Genomic DNA, 19,296 nt, shown 5'->3' on the forward strand with positions numbered 1-19,296 from the left:
GCGAACCCACCCAACTGCGCACCCGAGAAATCCTTCAGCGACCCCAGCAACCGCCCCATCGGAGTACGCGCCCCCGCCACGATCACAGAACCGCTGGCGCTCCGTGCACTGTTCACCGCTCTACTCCCCAATTCCGTCCACCGCGGCCAAGAACTGCTACGCCTGCTCGGAAAATCACGCCGTCGCGACCGGCTGCCGGATCTTGGCGCCGGTCTTCTCCCGGACCTCGTCCTCGGTGACGCCCGGGGCCAGCGAGACCAGGCTGAGGCCCTCCGCGGTCACGTCGAGCACCGCCAGGTCCGTGACGATCCGGTCGACCACGCCCGCACCGGTCAGCGGCAGCGTGCACTGCTCGACGATCTTCGGGCTGCCGTCCTTGGCCACGTGGTCGGTGAGCACGACGATCCGGCGGGCGCCGACGACCAGGTCCATGGCGCCGCCCATGCCCTTCACCAGAGCGCCGGGGATGGTCCAGTTCGCCAGGTCGCCGTCCTCGCTCACCTGGAGCGCGCCCAGGACGGCGATGTCGATGTGCCCGCCGCGCATCATCCCGAAGGAGACCGCCGAGTCGAAGTAGCTCGCCCCGGGGTTGATCGTGACGGTCTGCTTCCCGGCGTTGATGAGGTCGGCGTCCTCCTCGCCCTCGTACGGGAACGGCCCCAGGCCCAGGATGCCGTTCTCGCTCTGCAGGGTCACCTCCACGCCGTCCGGGATGTGGTTGGCGACCAGGGTCGGGATGCCGATCCCGAGGTTGACGTAGTCGCCGTCGCGGAGTTCGGCGGCGGCCAGCGCCGCCATCTCGTCGCGGGTCCAGGTCATGGGTTGCTCCTAGTCGGCCGGGGTGGTTTCGCGGGGGCGCACCGTGCGCTTCTCGATGTCCTTGATGCGGGGCCGGGCGAGGACCAGCCGGTCGACGTAGATGCCCGGTGTCACGACCCGCTCCGGGTCGAGGTACTCCTCGCTCAGGTGCTCGACCTCGACCGCCGTGACCTTCGCGCAGGTCGCGACGACCGGGTTGAAGTTCCGCGCGCTCGCCCGGTAGACGAGGTTGCCCGCGGGGTCCGCGGTGTGCGCGTGCACGAGCGCCACGTCGGCGATGATCCCCCGCTCCTGGACGTAGGTCTGGCCGTCGAACTCCGCCAGCGGCTTGCCGTCGGCCACCGGGGTCCCGACGCCGGCGCGGGTGTAGAACGCGGCGATGCCCGCGCCGCCGGCCCGCATCCGCTCGGACAGCGTCCCCTGCGGCGCGAACTCCACCTCCAGCTCCTTGTCCAGGTACTGCTGGGCGAACAGCTTGTTCTCGCCGACGTAGGACGCGATCACCTTGGCGACCTGGCGGTTCTCGAGCAGCAGCCCGAGCCCCTTGCCGTCGACGCCCATGTTGTTGGAGACCAACGTCAAACCGGTGACCCCGCTGTCGCGGACGACCTCGATGAGGTCGCTCGGGATGCCGCACAGGCCGAAGCCCCCGACGGCGATCGTCATCCCGTCTTCGAGCACGTCGGTCAGTGCCTCCGCCGCACTCGGGCGCAGCTTTGACAACTCATCACCTCTTCATCGGTCCGCTGGACGAACAGCTGCAGTAAAGAAGCAACCTGCTGTTAACCGCAAGAAACAAGGCCGAACGACGGCCGATCCGTTCATCGGATGACCATCGCCCAGCCCCGGCGTTCACTGAGTGGACGCTAGGATGCGGGCATGAGCGCCAGCGCGAACGCCCATCTGATCGGCCGGGTCGGCTCCGTGCTCCGGGCGCTGTCGGCCGTCAACGAGGCGGGGGCGGCCACCAGCGACCTCGCCCGGGCCACCGACCTCCCCCGGCCGACCGTGCACCGCCTGCTCAGCTCCCTGGCGGAGGAGGGGTTCGTCGACCGCGACCGGCGCACCGGCCGGTGGTTCCTCGGCCCCGAGCTGTACCTGCTGGGGCAGACGGCGGGCACCCGCTACGACGTCACGCACCACGCCCGCGCGAGCGTGCACCGGCTGGCCGCGAAGACCGGCGAGAGCGCGTTCTTCTCGGCCCTGCGGGGCGAGGAGACCGTGTGCCTGCTCCGCGAGGACGGCGACTTCCCGATCCGGTCCTTCGTGCTCTACGAGGGTGCCCGGTTCCCGCTCGGCGTCGTCTCAGCCGGCTTGGTCATCCTGTCCTTCTTCGGCGACGCGGAGATCGATGCCTACCTGGAGCGGACCGACCTGACGGGCCGGTGGGGCGAGACGCACTCCCCCGAGGCGGTGCGCGCCCGCATCGCCCGCACCCGCCGCGACGGCTACGCCGTCAACCCCGGCCTGGTGGTCGAGGGGAGCTGGGGCATGGCGGCGGCGGTGTTCGACCGCGCCGGGCAACCGGCGTGGGCCCTGACGCTGACCGGCATCGAGACCCGCTTCCGCCCGGAGCGGCAACCCGAACTCGGCGCCCTCCTCCTCCACGAAGCCCACGCCCTCACCCGCACCCTGGACACCACCGATCACACCGCAGGCCTCTGACCCGTTTCCGGCAGGTGGCGCTACGCCGCGTTGGCGGTGGGTTGCCGGTGGTGGACGGGCTCGCGGCGGGCGACCAGGCCGAGTGCGAAGGTGGCCGCCAGGGCGAACACCGCGGCCTCGTAGGTCATCGCGTGCCACATCGCATCGCCGCTGCTCGCGGCGGGTGCCGAGTAGGCCACTCCCGCGAGCGCGACGCCCAGCGTGCCGCCGAGCTGCTGCGCCGTCGGCAGCAGACCCGAGACCGAGACCGCGACTTCGGCTCGGACCCTGGCGATGATCTGGGTGAACGCCGAGGCGGTGAACATCCCGAAGGCGACCCCGCCCAGGCCGAGGACGAGCCACAGCACCCACCTGGTGGCCGGGTCGTCGATGGTCGCCGCGACGGCTACGGACACGATCCCCATCGCGACCGCCGAAGCGGCCAGGGTCCAGGCCCCGAAGCGCTTCCCGAGGACGTTCGCGACACCGCTGCCGCCGAGCGCCCCGACGGCGTACGGGGTGATGGTCAACGCCGTCAGCATCGGGCTCCAGCCCTGCGCGCCTTGCAGGTGCATCGACAGCAGCAGGGTGAAGGAGGGCACCCCGGCGTTGAAGACGAGCACGACTCCCAGCCCCCACCTCGTCGACGGGTCGGCCAGTGCGGCGGGGTGGACGAGCGGATCCGCCGCTCTTCGCTGGGAAACCGCGAATCCGGCCAGCACCGCCACCGCCGAGGCCAGGCTCGCCCACGTCCACATCGGCCAGCCCGCGTCCCGCCCCACCGTCAGGGGCAGCACCAGCAGTGCCGTTCCCACCAGGCTCAGGCCCGCTCCGACCGAATCGATGCGCCCGCCGGTCCGTCCTGTTCGGACGGACGGCAGCGAGGGCGAGAGCAGGAGGGCGACGAGCCCGACGGGAACGGTCAGGAGCATCGCGGCCCGCCAGCCCAGTCCCAGCGGATCGAGCTGGATCAGGACGCCGCCCAGCAACGGGCCCGCCAGCGACGCCGCCGCCATGGTCGCGCCGTAGGCGCTCAGCGCGGCGGGCCGGCGGCTCGCGGGCAGCGCCGACTGGATGATCGACAGGATCTGCGGGGCCATGATCCCGCTGCCGACGCCCTGCACCAGGCGGCCCGCGATCAGCAGCCAGGCTTCGGGCGCCGCGGCCGACCCGACCGCCGCACCGGTGAACACCGCCATCCCGGTGACGAACATCCGCCGGTACCCGTACCGGTCGCCCAGCCGCGCCGAGAGGATCAGCGAGCAGGCGTAGGTGAGGGTGTAGCCGGCCAGGACGAGCTGTCCCTCGCCCGGGCCGGCCCCGAAATCCCGCTGCACGTCGAGCACGGCCACCTGCATGACGGTCACGCTGACGAGCTGGACGAAGACCCCGGACAGGACGACCGGCAGGACGACGAATCGTCCTGCCGGGGAACGCCGGTCCGTCATCGGGTGGTCTGCTGCAAGGCGACGGTGGCGAGCAGCGTCGCCAGCTCTCCGGGCCGCGTCACGAACGGCGAGTGCCCGCCCGGCAGCGAGCGCACCGCCATCGGCCGGTCCGGCACCACCTGGTCGGCTTCCGCGATCATCAGGTCCTGGGCCGCCGGCGGAATCGCCAGGTCGTCGGTCAGCCTGATGAAGGTGCGCGGGATGCGCCCCCAGCGCTCGGGCGAGACCGGGACCGCCGTGGTGAAGGTGCTCAGCGGCAGGTCCGGGTGCAGGAACTGCCGCCAGGATTCCGGCGCCGTTGCGGGCAGATCGTCCAGGAAGGCCCGGCGGATGGCGGCGACGTCGGCCGGATCGGCGGACAGCGGATTGATCCGGAAGGCCCCCAGCTCCGCCGGATCGCCGACCGCCGGGAGCTGGACGGCGGCCGCGTGCTCCGGGGCTTCCATGTAGTCGGCGACCCGGGGGCGGCCGGCGGGGACGAACGACGACAGGTACACGAGGTGGTCGACGAGCTCGGGAACCTGCTCTGCGGCCGCCGAGGCGGGGCCGCCGCCCGCACTGTGGGCGACCAGGACGACATTGCGGTACCGCGTGCGGACGTCGACGAGGGCGTCGAGCACGACGTCGGTGCTGTCTTGCAGCGTGACGTCGCTCAGGGCCGACTTCTCGCTGGTGAGGCCGGGCTGACCGGGCGCGAGGAATCCGGTCGGGACGGGTGCGTCGAGCCCGCTGCCGGGGAGGTCGACTGCGACGCTGGCGAGACCGTGGCGCGCGAGGGCGCGCTGCGTCGCGGCCCAGTGCAGCGAGGAGTGCCAGGCGCCGTGCACGAGGACGACGACGGTCTCGGAGGAGGACGGGCGGGTCATGGTGAGGCCCTTCTGGAGCGGTGATCATCAACCCGTTCAGGTCACACCACACCCGCCGGCCTCATCCACCGATATATCTCACAAGGGCCTCCGCGATACTCGGGAAGTATCGTGGGGCGCATGGAAGCCCGTCACCTCCGCTACGCGCTCGCGCTCGCCGAGCACCAGCACTTCGGTCGCGCGGCGGCGTCCTTGGGGATCGCCCAGCCTCCCCTGTCGACCCAGATCGCCGCCCTGGAACGGGAAGTCGGCGAGCGGCTGTTCGACCGCACCTCTCGTGGCGTCCTCCCGACCGCAGCCGGAGAAGCGTTCCTCGCCCGGGCTCGCACCGCGCTCGCCGAGATGAGGCTCGCCGGCATCGACGCGGGCCGCGCGGCGCGCGGGGAGACCGGGCGGCTGCGGATCGGGTTCACCGGATCCGCGCTGCTCGACCCCCTGCCGGGGGTGCTCGGCAGGTTCCGCCGTACCCACCCGGCCGTCCGGCTGACGCTCCAGGAACTGGACAGCCCGACCGCGGCGGCGGCGCTCCTCGCCGGCGAGCTGGACGTCGCGGTGGGCCGGGGCAGCCCGCGCGGCGCCGGGGCGGAAGACCTGGTCACCGTGCCGATCGGGGCCGATCACCTGGTGGCCGTCGTGTCCGTGGCGCATCCGTACGCCGGGCTGCCGTCCATCGACCTGGAGCAACTGGCCCAGGAGCACCTCATCGCGAGCCCGGACGCGGTGAGCTCGTACCTGCGGCCGGCGTTCGGGCCGGACCCGGCCGCCCTCGACGGGGCCACGATGGCGCGGGACGTCCACACGATCGCCGGCCTGGCCGCCTGCTGCGCCGGGGTCGGGCTCGGCCCCGACCGCATGCGGCTGATCGCCCGCAACGACATCTGGTTCTGCGATGTCACGCCGCGATTCCGGCTGCCGGACCTGCAGATGTCCTTCCGGGTGACCGACCGGTCGCCGGTGCTCGCGTCGTTCCTGTCGGTCGTGCGCCGGAACTGCGCGAACGTCGGTTCGCGCCTCGACGACCTGCTCGCCCGGCACCCGTCGGCCGTCGCGGCCGAGGGTTGATGTCCGCTGCCGGACCGTCCGCAAAACGCTGGTGCAACAAGGGAGAAGAATGCTTCGGGACAACGTCGAGTCGGTGCGCCTGGACGACGTGGAACTGGCCTACCGGGTCGTCGGCGACGGGCCAGAGCTCGTCGTGCTGCTCCACGGATGGCCGCAGACCGGCGCCTGCTGGCGCCACGTCGTGGAGCCGCTCAGCCACGGCCGCACCGTCGTCGCCCCGGACCTGCGCGGGTACGGCGCTTCGGGGCTGGCCGGTTCGGGCTACGACAAGCGTTCCACCGCGGCCGACCTGAGCGGCCTGATCCGCCACCTCGGGCACGAATCGGCGGTGGTGATCGGCCACGACCGCGGCGCCCGCGTCGCGCACCGGTGGGCGCTCGACCGGCCCGCGGAGGTGGCCGCGCTGGCGCTGCTGGACATCCTGCCGACCAGGGTCGTCATGCGCTCGCTCGACATCGACTCGGCGAGCGCGATGTGGCACTGGTTCTTCCACCGGCAGCCCGAGCTTGCGGAGAAGCTGATCACGGGGAACGTCGAGGCGTACCTCGGCCACTTCTTCGCCCGCGTCCTCGATTCCGGTGCCGTCGACCGGGAAACGTTCGAGCACTACGTCGCCGCGTTCAGCGACCCGGGGCACCTGCGGGCGTCCTTCGAGGACTACCGGACGGGCTTCACCACGGACCTCGAACTCGACGAGGCGGATCACGACCGCGGGCTGCGGCTGCAAGCGCCACTACTCGTCCTGTGGGGCGCCGAAGGCGGCCTCGCCCGCCGCGACGTCGTGCGCGTCTGGCAGGAGCACCACGCCGATCCGGCCGCTGTGAGCGGACATTCCGTTCCCGGCGGCCACTACGTCCCGGAAGAAGCGCCCGGCGAGCTCGTGCACGCCGTCGAAGCGTTCCTCAGCCACCCACGCGGAGCACGCCGCCGCTGAGAACGCGTGCCCCGGAGCGGGATCACCCGGTATTCGAACCTGCGGCTCCCAGTCTCGATGCCCTAAGAGGACGATCAGCGCCGGGGAACCGGGAAGCCGCAGGGCGAATCGGGTGGGTCAGCGGTTCTGGACGGTCGCGAACGGCTGCGGGGTCATCGGATCGCCGGCGCTTCCGGTGCCGACCAGGCGGCCGTCCGGGAGTTCGGCACCGTTGCCGAGGGAACCTTCCTGCGGCCCGTCGACCTGTTGCCACGAGGTGCCGTCGTAGCGCAGCAGCGCACCGGCCCCGAGGCTCCACAGTGCACCGCCGGCGCGCACGAGCTTCCCGGTTCCGCCGGGCGGCACGGAGGTCTGCTCGCGGACCCACTGGTTGCCGTCCCAGTGCATCAGGATCGGCTGGCCGTGCCCGGGGGTGTCGTAGGGCTTCTGGGTCGCCGAGATCCAGACGTCATCCGGCGCGAAGGCCGCGACGTCGTGCACGGTGAGGAAATCCGAGTCCGTGGTCTCAAGCGGTGGCACCTGCACGTGGCTCCACTGCGCGCCGTCCCAGTGCATCGCAACGATCTGCTGCGGTCGCGCAACGGTCGTGCCGGCCATCCAGAGGTCGTCCGGCGCGGCACCGCCGACGCTGGAGAAGTTCTGCTCGTCGGCGGCGGGCGGCAGCGGAGACCCCTGCCAGCCGCCGTCGGCCCAGCGCATCGCGAAGCTCCGCGAGAGCGGGGATTCGCCGTCGCGATAGGCGTTGCCCACGGCCCAGACATCGGGGCCGACGGCCGTGATGTCGTGGGGCGAGATCCGGGGAGCGTCCGGCACCTCCAGCGGCACCTCGGTCCACGCCTGCCCGTCCCAGTGCAACGTCGCGCCCCGGCTGACCTTGGTGAACTGGCTGACCGCCCAGGCGTCGTCCGGGCCGGTGACCGCGGATCCCACGATCTGGCCGACGTTCGGCACCGGAACCTCGACCCAGCGACCGGTCTCCTCGCGGCGGAACGCCTGCGCGGTGATGGACGTCGGCGAGCCGGGCGGGCTGTAGCTGCCGAACGCCCAGGTCGCGCCGCCACCGCTGGACACGGTGCTCACGTAGGACGCCGTCTCGGGCCTGGCCGGGAACTCCTCGCGCGTCCAGGTTCCCTGCGCCAACGCCGTGCCCGCCGTGCCCACTACCGCGATCAGCGCCGTGGCCACGGTCGTTCCGGTTCTCCTCGACATCGCTGCCTCTCAGCCGGTGATCTCCTACGCCCAGGAGACGCGCGGCGGAGACCTCGGGTTGCCTCCTGACACCGATCCGCACCGACGCGCCGCGGGCTGATCGAGCACCCGAGGCGTCTCCCACATCACCGACCGGGGACACCTGCGAATTCCCGCACCGGTACGCCACTGCTACGCCATCGCCCACGCCTACGCAGGCCACACCGACAACCACACCGGAGGTCGATCATGGCTGCGGCGACGATGTTTTGCCCCACGGGTCTTCTGGTTGGAGCTGCGGGGTCGTTGCTGATGGTGGGCGCAAAATCCCGCGATCTTCACCAGCCCCGGCCCAGGCTCGGGCACCGGCACCTCCCGCGGCTCGCCCGGTTTTGCCATTCGGTGCCGTCGGAGATTCGGAGCAACCGGATGAGAGCGGGTAAGGACAGCCCCTGCACGACGAGCGTCGCGAAGATATCGCCGCCACGGCGACGCGGTAGGCCCGACGAACATGGCCGAAATCCCACTTCTGGACCCACGGGGAAACACACGCCGCATTGTCGAACACTCGGTCCCAGCACGGTTGCGCACTCAACGAAAAGGACGTGAAACTGTGAAGAATCGCTGCCCTTATTAGAAATTGACCACCCCACACGTGACACAGCGAGGAAGGAATTGATGTCATGTCGAATACCCTCACCGTGAGCGTCCTGGGCACCGGGATCATGGGCGCCGCGATGGCCCGCAGCCTCGCCCGCAACGGGCACACCGTGCGCGCCTGGAACCGCACCCGGGACAAGGCCGAACCACTGGCCGCCGACGGCGTGCACATCGCCGACACCCCTGCCGAGGCGGTTCGGGACGCCGACGTCGTGCTCACAATGCTCTACGACGGTGCCGCCGTGCTGGACGTGATGCGGCAGGCAGCGGCAGCACTGCGCCCCGGCACCGCGTGGGTGCAGTCGACCACTGCGGGCATAGACGCCGTCGGTGAGCTCGCAGCCTTGGCCCACGAGCAGCGACTCGTCTTCTTCGACGCGCCCGTCCTCGGCACCCGCCAGCCCGCGGAGGCCGGCCAGCTCGTCGTCCTCGCCGCCGGACCCAGCGAGAGCAGGCAAGCCGTCATACCGGTGTTCGACGCCATCGGCACCCGCACGGTGTGGACCGGCGAGGACGGTGCCGACGCCGGCGCCACGCGCCTCAAGCTCGTGGCCAACAGCTGGGTCATCGCCGCCACCAACGCCGTCGGCGAGGCTCTAGCCCTGGCCAAAGGTCTCGACGTGGACCCGCAAGGCTTCTTCGACATCATCAGCGGCGGCCAGCTGGACATGGGCTACCTGCATGCAAAAGCCGCCCTGATCCTGGAAGACCGCCTGACCCCACCGAGCTTTGCGGTGTCCACCGCTGCCAAGGACGCCCAACTGATCGTCCAAGCCGGAAAGCAGCACGGCATCCAGCTCGACGTCGCCGAAGCGGGTGCGCAACGCCTCATCCGGGCGGCCACCCGAGGCCACGCCGACGAGGACATGGCCGCCGCCTACTACGCCAGCTTCGACACCTGAGCCCGTCCGCGTCGGACACATTGCTCCAAGATGGACGGACGAGGACGGAGAAGCGCGAGGTCGGCCTCCGCGTGCCGTGACCTTCAGGCCGCAGCACTCGAAGAGTGTTCGTCGTCAGGCGTTTTCACGCTCCCCGACCAGCGTCAGCGCGATGTCGACGATCATGTCCTCCTGTCCGCCGACCAGTCCCCTGCGTCCCGCTTCGAGCAGGAGCGTCCGGACGTCGATCCCGTATCGGGCCGATGCCGCCTCGGCGTGGCGCAGGAAGCTGGAGTACACGCCGGCGTAGCCCAGCGTGAGGGTCTCGCGGTCGACCCGAACCGGCCTGTCCTGCAGCGGGCGGACGATGTCGTCCGCGGCGTCCTGCAGGGCGAACAGGTCGCACCCGTGGTCCCACCCGTAGATGTCGGCGACCGCGATGAACGCCTCCAGCGGGCAGTTCCCGGCACCGGCACCGTGGCCGGCCAGGGAGGCATCGACGCGGGTCACCCCGTGCTCCACCGCCACCACGGAATTGGCCACGGACAGCGACAAGTTCTCGTGGGCGTGGATGCCGATCTCGGTGCCCGGGTCGAGGACGTCGCGGTAGGCGCGCATCCGTTCCGCGACGCCGCTCATGGTGAGCCGCCCGCCGGAATCGGTGATGTAGACGCAGTGCGCGCCGTAGGACTCCATCAGCTTGGCCTGCTCCGCCAACTCGTCAGCGGGCGCCAGGTGGCTCATCATCAGGAATCCCGAGACGTCCATGCCGATTTCGCGCGCGGTCGCGATGTGCTGCGCGGAAACATCGGCCTCGGTGCAGTGCGTGGCGACCCGGACCGATCGCACACCGAGTTCGTACGCCCGCTCCAGTTCGCGCACCGTGCCGACCCCGGGCAGCAGCAGCGTCGTGAGCCGAGCCCGTTCGATCACCTCGGCGGCGGCCTCGATCCACGCCCAGTCGGTGTGCGAGCCGGGCCCGTAGTTGAGCGACCCACCGGCCAGGCCGTCGCCGTGGGCGACCTCGATCGCCCCGACACCGGCCACGTCGAGCGCGGCGACGATGCGCTTGACGTCGGTCGGCGCGATCCGGTGCCGCACCGCGTGCATGCCGTCCCGGAGGGTCACGTCCTGGACGAAGATGCTGCGCTGGTTCATCGGGCGGCTCCGTTCCGCTGGGCGATCCGCTCGGCGACCTGCAACCCGGCGGAGGTCATGATGTCGAGATTTCCCGCGTAGGCGGGCAAGTAATGCGCGGCGCCCTCGACCTCGAGGAACACCGACACCTGGTGGGTGGGGCGCGACGAGTCCGCCAGCAGCGTCTCGACCGGCTGGTCGGCCGGGATCTCGGCGATCTGCACCTGCTGCTTGAGCCGGTAGCCGGGCACGTACGCCGCCACGTCGGCGGCCATCTTCTCGATCGACCGCCGGATCTCCTCGTGCGTCGCCGGATCCGGGGCGGAGACCAGGCAGAACACCGTGTCCCGCATGATGAGCGGCGGCTCGGCCGGGTTGAGGACGATGATCGCCTTGCCGCGGCGGGCACCACCGACCGACACGATCGCCTCGGACGTGGTCTCGGTGAACTCGTCGATGTTGGCGCGGGTCCCCGGGCCCGCCGACTTCGACGCGATCGAGGCGACGATCTCCGCGTACGCCACGGGCACGATCCGCGAGACGGCTGCGACCACCGGGATCGTGGCCTGACCACCGCACGTCACCATGTTCACGTTGGGCGAGTCCAAGTGCTCGTCGGCGTTGACCGCGGGCACGACGTACGGTCCGATGGCTGCCGGTGTCAGATCGATCATCCGCTTGCCCAGCGGTGCCAGGCGGGCGTTGTTCGCCGCGTGCGCCTTCGCGGAGGTCGCGTCGAAGACGATCTCGATGTCGTCGAATCCGGCCATCGCGATGAGCCCCTCGACGCCGTCCGCCGTGGTGGGCACGCCCAACCGGGCCGCTCTCGCCAGCCCGTCGGATGCCGGGTCGATGCCGACCATGGCGCCCATCTCGAGACGTTCCGAATTGCGCAGCACCTTGATCATGAGATCGGTGCCGATGTTGCCGGATCCGATGATCGCGACCTTGCTCATTCGTCGGCTCCTCACTGGAAACGGGCGGTCACGGAACCGAGCCCGGACAAGGTGGCGGTGACGGTGTTGCCGGCCACGACCGGTTGCATCGGGCCGAGAGCGCCGGAGAGGACGACCTGTCCCGCTCGCAGCGGCTGGCCGAGGTCGCGGGCCGTCCGGGCGAGCCAGCCGACGGCAGCAACGGGGTCGCCCAGGCAGGCGGTGCCGACACCCGTGGACACCTGACGTCCGTCGACGGACATCTCCATGACGACCTTCGCGGGCTCGACCTCGTCGAGCGCGCGCTGCTGCGTGCCGAGGACGTACAGCCCGGCCGAGGCGTTGTCCGCCACCGTGTCGCCGAAGCTGATGTCCCAGGCCTCGATGCGACTGTCGCAGATCTCCAGCGCGGCCACGGCGTACTCGATCGCGCCGCGAACCCGGGCCACGTCGAGCGGACCATCGACGAGGTCGGCGCCGAGCACGAAAGCCACCTCGGCCTCGACCCGCGGCTGCAGAAGACGCCCGACCGGAATCGCTTCCCCATCGCCGTACCGCATGTCGTCGAACAGCAGTCCGAGGTCCGGCTGGTCGACACCGAGCTGTTGCTGGACCGCCTCCGAGGTCAGGCCGATCTTGCGTCCCACCACGGCCGCCCCGGCCGACTGCCGGACCTCGGCAAGGCGGCGCTGAACGGCGTAAGCGGCCGCGAGGTCGTCACGGCCGATCAGGTCCCGCACCGGCGCGCAGGGCACGCCTGTCGCGGCGGCCGACGCGAGCCGGTCCGCAGCGGCGGCGATGTTGGAGGTCGTGGGCTGGCTGTTCATGGCGCCCACTGTCCAGGTCGGGCCGGGGCCCCAACCAGGCATTCGTCTCGCTCAGCGATACGCTCGGACGATGACGGGCGCAAACCTCGACACCGTGCTCGGCAAGGCCGTGACGATCCTGCGGGCTTTCCGGCCGGAAGACCACGTCATAGCCCTCGCGGAACTGGTCCGTCGGACGGGCTTGCACAAAGCGACCGTGCACCGCCTCGCGCGCGATCTGGTCGCGAACCGACTGCTCGACCGGGTCGATGGCGGCTACCGGCTCAGCGGCGGGCTGTTCGAACTCGGCATGCTCGCTTCGCTCGAACGCAGCCTGCTCGAGGTCGCGATGCCGTTCCTGCAAGACCTGTACGAGCGAACCCACGAGACGGTGCACCTCGGCGTCCGCGAAGGTCACGACGTCGTATACGTCGCGAAGATCGGCGGGCACCGCCAGGCCAACGCCCCGTCCCGGACCGGCGGTCGATTGCCGTTGTACTGCGCGGCGATCGGCAAAGCACTGCTCGCCCACGCCGATCCGGAGGTGCAGCGGGAAGTGCTGGCGGCACCGATGCTCCGGCGCACCCCGCACACCGTTGTTGCCCCGGGAATCCTGCGCCGTCAGCTGTCCAGAGTGGTCGAGGCCGGCGTGGCGTTCGAGCACGAGGAATCCGCATTGGGCATCGCATGCGTGGCCGCCCCCGTGTTCGGGGAGACCGCCGAGCCCATCGCGGCGATCAGCGTCACCGGACCGACCAGCCGCTTCCGCCCCGAAACCCAAGCCACCACCGTGCGCGCGACCGCCGAGGCGCTGCACAGCACCATCGCGCGCCGCAAGCAGCTCCGGTAGCCGGAGTCACCCAGCGGGCCCTGGTCATGGCCGGCATCACCGCGAGCAAGCCACCACCCGGCGCTGAGCGTTCGCGACCCGACGGTGGAAGCGGCGTCATGCGGTGCGGTGGGGAGATGCCGTTCGTTCGTGGCTGTTGCTCGGAGGCAGGGCCGCGGCGTCATCGGACGTCGCCTGCTGGAGTTCCAGCAGGGCGGCGGCGGGATCGCGGAACAGGGCGGGGTTGCGTTCCCAGTGCGCCAGTTCGACCTGGGTCAGGTTGCGCACCACGATCACCTCGTCCACCTTGACCAGCAGCACCGAGCCGATCTGCACGACGGCTCGCGGGGTGTCTTTCAGCGACTGGATCAGGCCCGCCACGGCCGCTCCCTGGGCGGCGTCGACCTCGGCCTGCTGCCGGTCCAGCACGCGCAGTTCCAACGCCCTGCTGAGCTTGAGGAACTGCTCCTCCTTGGTCGGCAGCGCGCCCGAGTTCTTCAACCGGATCAGGAACTCGCCGAACCACGACCCGTACTCGGGCGTGAAAGCGTGGCCGAACTCCAGGCCGAAGGCTTCGAGCACCCGTTCCGCCGCGGCCTGCACGTCCCGGTGGCCCTGCTCGTCGCTCAGGTAGATCCGGCCGGGAACCCAGTGCCAGCCGACGGATTCGAGGTCGGGTTCCGGCCGGGCGAGAGAGGCCGCGCGGTCGGCGCACCGGGCCCGGGCCGAGGCCACGTCCGGTTCGATCTGGAAGACCCTGGTCAAGCCCGTCACCCGGAAGATCTTGAGGATCCGCTCGGCGCTGCACACCAGGACCAGGGCGCCGTCGTGGGCTCGCACCCGCTTCAGGCCGCCGACCAGCACGCCGAGCCCAGTGCTGTCCAGGAACTCCACCCCGGTCAGATCCACGATCAGCCGGTACTCGCCGCCGTTGACCGCATCGGTCAGCCGGTTCCGCAGGATCGGCGCGGTGTAGACGTCGAGCTCACCGGTCACCTCGATCAAGGTGATTCCACCGGGCAGCGTGGTGTTGGTCAGTCCCAGCTCCATCGGCACCTCCTGCGCGACTGCTCCGAGTATGCCAACGCGAGCGGGCCGACGGTGCGTTCCGGCGAACACCGTCCCCGCGCCGATCCCTCAGCCCCGACCGGCCTCCGTCCTACCTGGAGGGACAGTTCGAGACGGGCGGGCGACCTCCCAGGCCGCCTCGATCATCCGGAAGATCTCGTCCACCGCGGCCTCCGGATCGGCCGCCTCGCGGGCCAGCGAATAGGCGTCGATCACGAACCTCGCGATCGTCCGGCAGGCAGTTGTGGTCAGCGACAGGTCTGGATCGGCGGCGATGGCCGTTGCCAGCGACTCCGCATGGCGCAGCCGCATCGACTCCTCGTACTCCCGCAGGGCGGGTGATTCGTCGACCATGCGCCAGATCGGGGCGGCGCTGTCCGCCGTGCAATGCCGCACCAGGGCCTGGATCTCGAGGCGCAGCGCAGGGATGAGCGGCTCGTGCGGCGCCCGGCCGGTGACCGCCTGCGCGAGGCGTTGCTCGAAGTCTTCGTCCTGCTCGAACACCAGGGCCTCTTTCGAGGCGAAGTGGGAGAAGAGCGTGGTGACGGCCACGTCGGCCTCAGCGGCCACGTCGCGGATGCCCACCGCGTCGTACCCGCGCTCCAGGAAGAGCCGCAGGGCGGTGTCAGCGATCTTCTGGCGGGTCGCGGCCTTCTTGCGCTCACGGCGCCCGGACGGCACGGTCATGCCGCTGACGCTATCAGACACAAAAGCGTAACCGTTTTTAAAAGCTAACCGTTAGTGCTACGGTCGATCACATGAAGAGAGTGAGCTTCGCCGAGTTCGGCGGTCCGGACGTCCTGCAACTCGTAGACGCCGAGGAGCCCCACGCGGGCCCCGGCCAGGTGCGCATCGCCGTGCGGGCGGCGGGCGTGAACCCCGTCGACTGGAGGATCCGCGAAGGCCAGTTCCTGGAGGCCCATCCGATCGAGTTGCCCGCCGGGGTCGGGCTCGACGCCTCCGGGGTGGTGGACGAGGTCGGCGAGGGCGTCGGAGGGGTCGAGGTCGGCGACCACGTGTTCGGCGAAGGTTCGAGCACCTATGCCGAGTTCGCCGTGCTGTCGGCCTGGGCCCGCATGCCCGAGGGCCTGACGTTCGAAGAGGCGGCCGGTTACCCCTCCGTGGTGGAGACCGCGCTGCGCATCATCCGCGAGGTCGGCGTGCGGCCCGGGCAGACGTTGCTGGTCAGCGGCGCGTCCGGCGGGGTCGGATCGGCGGTGCTGCAGATCGCCCGCGACCGCGGCATCTCGGTGATCGGCACGGCTGGGGCCGCGAACCAGGACTACCTGCGCGGCCTGGGTGCCGTCGCCACGACGTACGGCGAGGGCTGGGTCGAGCGGGTGCGCCAGCTCGGCGCTGTCGACGCGGCTCTCGATCTGGCCGGCTCGGGCGTGATCCGCGAGCTCGTCGAGCTGACCGGGGATCCGCAGAAGGTGATCTCCATCGCCGATCTAGGCGCGCCGGAGCTCGGCGTCCGGTTCTCCGGTGTGGCCGGGAGCGTGCCGGATGCGCTCGCCGAAGCCGCCGACCTCATCTCGCGGGGAAAGCTCCACATCCCGGTCGAGAAGTCGTACGCGCTCGCCGAGGCCGCGGCGGCGCACATCGACAGCCATGCCGGTCACACGCGCGGGCGCCGGGTCGTGGTCGTCTGAGCCGTTGCACGGCCCGGCAATCCGGATTCCTCGGCGGACGTGCTTCCCGCCGCCGAGTCCGCCGGGCCGGGATGGCGGCAGGTCTTCGAGCAGGTGCTCGCAGCATGCCCTTCGCGCAATGACCGACCTGGTCGGGTCGCCCGGCTGATCAAGGTTTTCGCCTGTGGCCGGGCGACCGTGGTCGACTCGTCTCCGGAGCGGGCGCTCGGTTCGACTCTCGCGAACCGGGCCGCCACGCAGCCCAGCAAGGTCCGCGGCCTGCGGAGACCTGGCGGGCGGATATCGCGGAAATCTACCGATGAGCGCCTCGGCGCGGCGTTCGGCCGACGGCGCCGCCGATGAGCAGGCAGACCGGGCTCGGCGTGGAAAACGGTTCTCCCGCCGGGGAAATCTCTCCGCTGGCCGGATCCACCCGGAACGCCGTCACCGAGTTCGAGTTCTGGTTGCTCGCGTACATCCACCGGCCGTCCGGCGTGACGGCGATGTGCCGGGGCCACCGGCCGCCGCAGGAAACGGTGTCCACGAGGCGAAGTCGTTCGCCGTCCGCCTCGACGGCGAACCGCGCGATGCTGTCGTGCCCGCGGTTGGAGACGTAGACGAACCGGCCGTCGGCCGAGATCAGGATCTCGGCCGGGAAGTTCTCCCGGACGCCGTCGGGAACCGTGGACACCACCTGGCCCGGCGTCACCGCCGCCCGGTCGGCGTCGTAGGCGCAGACGGTCACGGTGGAGTCGAGTTCGTCGGCGACGTAGAGGAACGGCGCCGTGGGGTGGAAGACCAGGTGCCGGGGCCCCGCGCCGGGGCGCAACCGCGCTTCGCCGAGGGTATCGAGCTTTCCGGTCGTCGCGTCGAGGGCGTGCACGTGGATCCGGTCCGCGCCGAGGTCGGGCACCAGCACGTAGCGGCCTTCGGGGGTGATGGCCACCATGTGCGCGTGCGGGCCTTCCTGGCGGCCGGGCACCGGTCCGCTTCCCTCGTACTGCACGAGATCGGCCCGCCGGCCGAGCGCGCCGTCGGCCAGGATCGGGAACACCGCGGTGCTCCCACTGCCGTAGTTGGCGACGATCAGGTGCTGCCCGCCGGGATGCACCGCGAGGTGGGTCGGCATCGAGGCGCCGGCCGGCTGGCTGCCCAGCACGGTGAGGCCGCCGCCGGGCTCGACGGACAGCGCGGTCACCCGGCCGTCGTTGGTGTCGTTGACCGCGTACACCCTGGTGCCGTCCGCGTTGAAGATCAGGAAGGCCGGGCTGTCCACGCCGGGAACCGCGCCCGTGCCCGTCAACCTCCCATCGTCGAGGTTCAGGCCGGCCAGCTCGATGGCGGTGCTGAAGTTGCCGCTGTAGGCCGCGAGCGTTCGCGCGGCCGTGGTGTCCGCCAGGGCTTCTCGGGCCGGCAGCGGGGAACTCGCGCCTGCCGCGACGATTCCGAGCCCGACCAGGCGAAGAAACGCGGCTCGGCCGATCTGCTGGCTGTTCTCCATCGCGCTCACCGTCTCCGTTCCGCCCCGGTTGCAACCACGATCACCGCCTGCGCGAGGCCGGACAAGACGACGCTTGGCCCGAACAAGTGCGGCGGTTCGGCGCACCGTTCACCCCACCGCGCGAATCGGCTCGCCGGCCACGTGCGCCGCGCCACCGGCTGACCCGCGCGGCCACATCGACGAGCACGCAGGCCACCGGCACCGGGTCCAACTAATGCGTTTAGGCGCATATTTGCATGAATTAGTGAAGTGAGGCTAACCTCAGCTGCGGAAGATCGACACCGCCCGCGATCGTCTTAGCACTGGAGGGAATCGTGGCTCCGACGACGGAGACCGATGCCGGGCCGCCGGCCGCCCGGTCACGCGCCTTGCTCGCACTGGTCGTGATCGCCACGGCCCTGGTGGTCATCGACATGACCATCGTGACCATCGGGCTGGCCGGCATCCAGGCCGATCTCGGCGGCACCCTGGCCGACATCCAGTGGGTCGTCGTGGCCTACATGATCACGATGGGCGCGGTCACCCAGGTGACCGGGACGCTGTCGGACCGGCTGGGCCGCCGTGGCGTCTACCTCACCGGCATCGCGCTGTTCACCCTCGCCTCGCTGGCCTGCGGATCGGCGCCGAACGCGCTGGTGCTCGACTTCGCCCGGGCGGTGCAGGGAATCGGCGGCGCGATCCTGATGTCCAACGCCCTCCCGCTGCTCTCGCACGCCTACGACGGCCAGCGGCGCAACATGGCCATCGCGACCTGGACCACGATGTCCACCGCGGCCGGCCTGATCGCGCCGCTGCTGGGCGGCACCCTCATCGACGTCCTGGACTGGCGCGCGATCTTCCTGATCAACCTGCCGTTCGGGATCGCCGCCTTCGCCATCGGGCTGCGCACGCTGCCCCGCGACGCCGGTGGCGGCGGCAAGATCGGCTCGCTGGACTGGGGCGGCACCGCGCTGCTGATCGCCGGGCTGGCGGTGCTCAACTTCGCGCTGCTGCGCGGCGAACAGCAGGGCTGGACCGCTTCCTCGACGCTGGTCCAGCTCGCCGTGGCCGTGGTGCTGCTCGCGGCGTTCGTGGTCGTGCAGCGCAGGGTCCGCAACCCGACGCTGGACCTGCGGCTGTTCGCCAAGCCCGCGTTCACCGGCGCGGCCTTCACCATCTTCATGTCCCGGGTGCTGACCATCGGCGGCACGGTGTACTTCGTGCAGTACTTCCAGAACTCGCTGCACCTGTCCCCCACCGCCAGCGGCGTCCTGCTCGCGCCGGTGTTCATCGCGCAGATGGCGGCCGGCATGCTCGGCGGCAGGATGCAGGCCTGGCTGCCGTCCGGCCACGTGATCGCCATCGGCTACGCCTGCAAGGCCGTCGGCGCCGCCTGGATGGCGCTGACCTTCGGCCCCACCACGCAGGCCTGGTCGCTGGTGTTCCCGCTGCTGCTGTGGGGCACCGGCGGCGGCATCGCCGGCGCCCCGATCTTCTCCGTCGCGATGAACGTGACCGACGAGCAGCGGTCCGGGATGGTCGCGGGCACGATGACCAGCCTGGCTTCGATCGGCGCCGGGATCGGCACCGCCGGCCTCGGCGTGCTCTACAAAGCCGAGCTCGCCGGTGTCGTCGCGACCGCGGACCTGCCCGCCGGCCGGCACGACGCCATCTCGGCGGCAGCGGCCGAAGGCGACGCGCAGCGCGCACTGGAACTCGCACCGCCGGAAGCCCGCGAAGGCCTTCAGCGGGTCTTCGAGGAGGCCTTCGCCGCGAGCGCATCGGCCGTGCTGTTCGCTTCGGCGGCCCTCGCCGTCATCACCACGGGTGTTGCGCTCGTGCTGATCAGCGAGCGGAATCTGCCGAAGCCGCAACAGGAAGCGGAACCGAAGGCCCGGGAAGGCTGAC

General features: G+C 70.9%; 18 protein-coding genes. 7 read left to right on the forward strand and 11 right to left on the reverse strand.

The window, feature by feature from the left end:
- Positions 1-174: 174 nt before the first annotated feature.
- The gene (locus ACWEV3_RS41700; RefSeq protein ID WP_452619199.1) at positions 175-819 is read right to left on the reverse strand and encodes a CoA transferase subunit B; all 645 of its coding nucleotides are present in this window, start codon (positions 817-819) and stop codon (positions 175-177) included.
- A 9-nt stretch (positions 820-828) separates the two neighbouring features.
- On the reverse strand, positions 829-1,542 hold the full coding sequence (locus tag ACWEV3_RS41705; RefSeq protein ID WP_452619200.1) for a CoA transferase subunit A: 714 nt from the start codon (positions 1,540-1,542) through the stop codon (positions 829-831).
- Between the two features lie 156 nt (positions 1,543-1,698).
- On the opposite strand from ACWEV3_RS41705, the gene ACWEV3_RS41710 reads away from it, so the two are divergent.
- A complete protein-coding gene (locus tag ACWEV3_RS41710; protein WP_452619201.1) occupies positions 1,699-2,484 on the forward strand; it encodes an IclR family transcriptional regulator in 786 nt (261 codons plus the stop codon).
- A 20-nt stretch (positions 2,485-2,504) separates the two neighbouring features.
- On the opposite strand, the gene ACWEV3_RS41715 is transcribed toward ACWEV3_RS41710, so the two are convergent.
- Positions 2,505-3,911, reverse strand: a complete 1,407-nt coding sequence (locus tag ACWEV3_RS41715) for an MFS transporter (protein WP_452619202.1) — start codon at positions 3,909-3,911, stop codon at positions 2,505-2,507.
- A complete protein-coding gene (locus ACWEV3_RS41720) occupies positions 3,908-4,777 on the reverse strand; it encodes an alpha/beta fold hydrolase (protein ID WP_452619203.1) in 870 nt (289 codons plus the stop codon). Before ACWEV3_RS41720 ends, ACWEV3_RS41715 begins: the two co-directional genes overlap by 4 nt.
- Positions 4,778-4,897: 120 nt before the next feature.
- Between ACWEV3_RS41720 and ACWEV3_RS41725 the strand changes: the two genes are divergently transcribed.
- On the forward strand, positions 4,898-5,839 hold the full coding sequence (locus tag ACWEV3_RS41725; RefSeq protein ID WP_452619204.1) for a LysR substrate-binding domain-containing protein: 942 nt from the start codon (positions 4,898-4,900) through the stop codon (positions 5,837-5,839).
- A 49-nt stretch (positions 5,840-5,888) separates the two neighbouring features.
- Positions 5,889-6,773 (forward strand): alpha/beta fold hydrolase, encoded by an 885-nt coding sequence (locus tag ACWEV3_RS41730; protein ID WP_452619205.1) that lies wholly within the window; start codon positions 5,889-5,891, stop codon positions 6,771-6,773.
- 117 nt (positions 6,774-6,890) lie between these two features.
- On the opposite strand, the gene ACWEV3_RS41735 is transcribed toward ACWEV3_RS41730, so the two are convergent.
- The gene (locus tag ACWEV3_RS41735; protein WP_452619206.1) at positions 6,891-7,958 is read right to left on the reverse strand and encodes a hypothetical protein; all 1,068 of its coding nucleotides are present in this window, start codon (positions 7,956-7,958) and stop codon (positions 6,891-6,893) included.
- 686 nt (positions 7,959-8,644) lie between these two features.
- Here ACWEV3_RS41735 and ACWEV3_RS41740 point away from each other — a divergent pair.
- Positions 8,645-9,523, forward strand: coding sequence for an NAD(P)-dependent oxidoreductase (locus ACWEV3_RS41740; RefSeq protein WP_452619207.1), 879 nt, complete (start codon positions 8,645-8,647; stop codon positions 9,521-9,523).
- Positions 9,524-9,637: 114 nt separating this feature from the next.
- On the opposite strand, the gene dmpG is transcribed toward ACWEV3_RS41740, so the two are convergent.
- From dmpG to ACWEV3_RS41755, 3 genes are read right to left on the reverse strand one after another with little or no spacing between them, the layout of a single operon-like run.
- A complete protein-coding gene (dmpG, locus tag ACWEV3_RS41745; RefSeq protein WP_452619208.1) occupies positions 9,638-10,660 on the reverse strand; it encodes a 4-hydroxy-2-oxovalerate aldolase in 1,023 nt (340 codons plus the stop codon).
- Entirely contained in the window at positions 10,657-11,595 is a 939-nt protein-coding gene (locus ACWEV3_RS41750) for an acetaldehyde dehydrogenase (acetylating) (protein ID WP_452619209.1), read from the reverse strand. The genes dmpG and ACWEV3_RS41750 overlap by 4 nt, the downstream gene beginning before the upstream one ends.
- 11 nt (positions 11,596-11,606) lie before the next feature.
- Positions 11,607-12,401, reverse strand: a complete 795-nt coding sequence (locus ACWEV3_RS41755) for a 2-keto-4-pentenoate hydratase (protein ID WP_452619210.1) — start codon at positions 12,399-12,401, stop codon at positions 11,607-11,609.
- Positions 12,402-12,471: 70 nt separating this feature from the next.
- On the opposite strand from ACWEV3_RS41755, the gene ACWEV3_RS41760 reads away from it, so the two are divergent.
- A complete protein-coding gene (locus ACWEV3_RS41760; RefSeq protein WP_452619211.1) occupies positions 12,472-13,230 on the forward strand; it encodes an IclR family transcriptional regulator in 759 nt (252 codons plus the stop codon).
- Positions 13,231-13,326: 96 nt separating this feature from the next.
- Here the strand turns inward: ACWEV3_RS41760 and ACWEV3_RS41765 are convergent, their stop codons facing one another.
- Both ACWEV3_RS41765 and ACWEV3_RS41770 read right to left on the reverse strand, forming a co-directional pair.
- Complete coding sequence (locus ACWEV3_RS41765) at positions 13,327-14,259, reverse strand: anti-sigma factor antagonist (RefSeq protein WP_452619212.1); 933 nt, start codon at positions 14,257-14,259, stop codon at positions 13,327-13,329.
- Positions 14,260-14,346: 87 nt separating this feature from the next.
- Positions 14,347-14,964, reverse strand: a complete 618-nt coding sequence (locus ACWEV3_RS41770) for a TetR/AcrR family transcriptional regulator (protein ID WP_452619213.1) — start codon at positions 14,962-14,964, stop codon at positions 14,347-14,349.
- 71 nt (positions 14,965-15,035) lie between these two features.
- Here ACWEV3_RS41770 and ACWEV3_RS41775 point away from each other — a divergent pair, with 71 nt between their 5' ends.
- Positions 15,036-15,929: an NADP-dependent oxidoreductase gene (locus ACWEV3_RS41775; protein ID WP_452619214.1), complete on the forward strand. Its 894-nt coding sequence runs from the start codon at positions 15,036-15,038 to the stop codon at positions 15,927-15,929.
- A gap of 292 nt (positions 15,930-16,221) precedes the next feature.
- On the opposite strand, the gene ACWEV3_RS41780 is transcribed toward ACWEV3_RS41775, so the two are convergent.
- Positions 16,222-17,409, reverse strand: coding sequence for a lactonase family protein (locus ACWEV3_RS41780; protein ID WP_452619215.1), 1,188 nt, complete (start codon positions 17,407-17,409; stop codon positions 16,222-16,224).
- Positions 17,410-17,723: 314 nt separating this feature from the next.
- On the opposite strand from ACWEV3_RS41780, the gene ACWEV3_RS41785 reads away from it, so the two are divergent.
- Entirely contained in the window at positions 17,724-19,295 is a 1,572-nt protein-coding gene (locus ACWEV3_RS41785) for an MFS transporter (RefSeq protein ID WP_452619216.1), read from the forward strand.
- The last annotated feature ends 1 nt before the right edge of the window (position 19,296 follow it).

The organism is Saccharopolyspora sp. NPDC003752 (assembly GCF_053605825.1).

What these genes read in the sequence shown, in the direction of transcription:
- ACWEV3_RS41700 (WP_452619199.1), bottom strand. Translation starts at nt 819, where the DNA reads ATGACCTGGACCCGCGACGAGATGGCGGCGCTGGCCGCCGCCGAACTC.
- ACWEV3_RS41710 (WP_452619201.1), top strand. Translation starts at nt 1,699, where the DNA reads ATGAGCGCCAGCGCGAACGCCCATCTGATCGGCCGGGTCGGCTCCGTG.
- ACWEV3_RS41715 (WP_452619202.1), bottom strand. Translation starts at nt 3,911, where the DNA reads ATGACGGACCGGCGTTCCCCGGCAGGACGATTCGTCGTCCTGCCGGTC.
- ACWEV3_RS41720 (WP_452619203.1), bottom strand. Translation starts at nt 4,777, where the DNA reads ATGACCCGCCCGTCCTCCTCCGAGACCGTCGTCGTCCTCGTGCACGGC.
- ACWEV3_RS41725 (WP_452619204.1), top strand. Translation starts at nt 4,898, where the DNA reads ATGGAAGCCCGTCACCTCCGCTACGCGCTCGCGCTCGCCGAGCACCAG.
- ACWEV3_RS41730 (WP_452619205.1), top strand. Translation starts at nt 5,889, where the DNA reads ATGCTTCGGGACAACGTCGAGTCGGTGCGCCTGGACGACGTGGAACTG.
- ACWEV3_RS41740 (WP_452619207.1), top strand. Translation starts at nt 8,645, where the DNA reads ATGTCGAATACCCTCACCGTGAGCGTCCTGGGCACCGGGATCATGGGC.
- dmpG (WP_452619208.1), bottom strand. Translation starts at nt 10,660, where the DNA reads ATGAACCAGCGCAGCATCTTCGTCCAGGACGTGACCCTCCGGGACGGC.
- ACWEV3_RS41750 (WP_452619209.1), bottom strand. Translation starts at nt 11,595, where the DNA reads ATGAGCAAGGTCGCGATCATCGGATCCGGCAACATCGGCACCGATCTC.
- ACWEV3_RS41755 (WP_452619210.1), bottom strand. Translation starts at nt 12,401, where the DNA reads ATGAACAGCCAGCCCACGACCTCCAACATCGCCGCCGCTGCGGACCGG.
- ACWEV3_RS41760 (WP_452619211.1), top strand. Translation starts at nt 12,472, where the DNA reads ATGACGGGCGCAAACCTCGACACCGTGCTCGGCAAGGCCGTGACGATC.
- ACWEV3_RS41765 (WP_452619212.1), bottom strand. Translation starts at nt 14,259, where the DNA reads ATGGAGCTGGGACTGACCAACACCACGCTGCCCGGTGGAATCACCTTG.
- ACWEV3_RS41770 (WP_452619213.1), bottom strand. Translation starts at nt 14,964, where the DNA reads ATGACCGTGCCGTCCGGGCGCCGTGAGCGCAAGAAGGCCGCGACCCGC.
- ACWEV3_RS41775 (WP_452619214.1), top strand. Translation starts at nt 15,036, where the DNA reads ATGAAGAGAGTGAGCTTCGCCGAGTTCGGCGGTCCGGACGTCCTGCAA.
- ACWEV3_RS41780 (WP_452619215.1), bottom strand. Translation starts at nt 17,409, where the DNA reads ATGGAGAACAGCCAGCAGATCGGCCGAGCCGCGTTTCTTCGCCTGGTC.